This window comes from Bifidobacterium callitrichidarum, from assembly GCF_003129905.1.
Taxonomy (GTDB): domain Bacteria; phylum Actinomycetota; class Actinomycetes; order Actinomycetales; family Bifidobacteriaceae; genus Bifidobacterium; species Bifidobacterium callitrichidarum.
Genome location: NZ_QFFM01000056.1, coordinates 1 through 1,619, shown reverse-complemented (window position 1 = coordinate 1,619; position 1,619 = coordinate 1). Strand labels below are relative to the sequence as shown.

General features: G+C 64.4%; 1 protein-coding gene. It reads right to left on the bottom strand.

What is annotated here, in order from left to right; all coding sequences use genetic code 11:
• Positions 1 to 290: 290 nt before the first annotated feature.
• A complete protein-coding gene (locus DF196_RS13080) occupies positions 291 to 1,238 on the bottom strand; it encodes an ROK family glucokinase (RefSeq protein WP_109058228.1) in 948 nt (315 codons plus the stop codon).
• Between the last annotated feature and the right edge of the window lie 381 nt (positions 1,239 to 1,619).

Below are 1,619 nucleotides of genomic sequence, written 5' to 3'. Positions count from 1 at the left end.
ACGAGGAGGTTCCGGGCCGCTTGCGTTGTATGTGGGCAGGGGCAGGGGCAGGGGCAGCGGCAGGAAGGCTGGAACGGACACGGTACACTGGCTCCCCTCTCCGAGGGGAGCTGTCAGCGAAGCTGACTGAGGGGAGCTGCACGGGAGATAGCCTCAACACTACGACTCCCCTCAGTCTCACTTCGTTCGACAGCTCCCCTCAGAGAGGGGAGCCGAAAAGCAAAGAAGCGTGCTCTCCCCAAATCAAGGAAGAGCACGCTTCTTGTGTTATCCGCGGAAACCCAGCGAACTCAGCGCAGGGCCAGGTTGGCGGCGCCGATCAGGCCGGCGTCCTGGCCGGCGGTGGCGGCGACGATCTTGGCATGGCCGCGGTAGGCGCTGCCTTCCAGGAAGCGGGCGTAGTTGTAGCGGGCCGGCTCCAGCAGGATGTCGCCGACGGCCACCACGCCGCCGCCGATCACGAAGATGTCCGGGTCAAGCACGGCGGCGGTGGCGGCCATGGTGCGGCCGAGCCATTCGCCGATCTTGTTGAAGGCGTACAGGCCGAGCACGTCGCCTTCCTGGGCGGCCTGGGAGACCATCGGGCCTTCGAGCTTGTTGATGTCGCCACCGCACAGCTCCAGCAGACGCTTGGCGTCCTGCGGACGACGGCGCACGGCCGACTTGGCGAAGTTCTCCAGCGAGGTGCCGGAGGTGTAACGCTCGGCGCAGCCACGCAGGCCGCAGCCGCAGTGGTCGCCGTCCGGGACCATCGGCAGGTGGCCGAGCTCGGCGGCCATGCCGAAGGAGCCGCGGTACAGCTCGCCGTTGATCACGATGGCGCCGCCGAGGCCGGTGCCCACGGTCAGGGCCACCATGTTCTTGCTGCCCTGGCCGGCGCCGTGCACGTACTCGCCCCAGCCGGCGCAGTTCGCGTCGTTCTCGATGATGACCGGCACGGCGTGGTCGATGAGCTCGCCGATGTGCTCGGACAGGTCGTAGTTGAGCCATGCGGGGATGTTCGCGGCGAAGGTCATGGTCTTGCGGTCGGCGCCGACGTTGCCTGCGGCGGAGACACCGATGGCCTGGATGTCATGGCCGGCGGCGGTGGCTTCGCGATAGACGCTGGCGATGTTCTGGTTGATCGCATCGGCATCCATCGGCGTGGGGACGCGCCAGCGCTGGATAATGGTATCGTTTTCATCGCACACGGCGGCGGCGATCTTGGTTCCTCCGATGTCGATGGCAAGCGTGGTCATGGCCTCTCCTTTGATTGTCTTGGTACGCTGTAAACACTGGAATCATAACGGTTGCGGAAGACGTAGCGTGGTATTTCCCGCATGATTTGCGGCAATTGACGCATCGATTGCGTGACTTGCGCATGAATGAGAGCGTTCACACCAATTGGCTTTAATTACCAATTGGGAAGCAAACGGTTGCATTGACGCCGATTCGGTAGGGGCGTGCCGAAGCCGGAGATGACGACACGCCGCGACACGCCGAAGTTGCGCATATGCCTGTGCTTCCGGTAATGTATCCACTCGTGCCTCGCGAGAGTGAGAAACACACGGCCCCGTAGCTCAGTTGGTTAGAGCGCCGCCCTGTCACGGCGGAGGTCACCGGTTCAAGTCCGGCCGGGG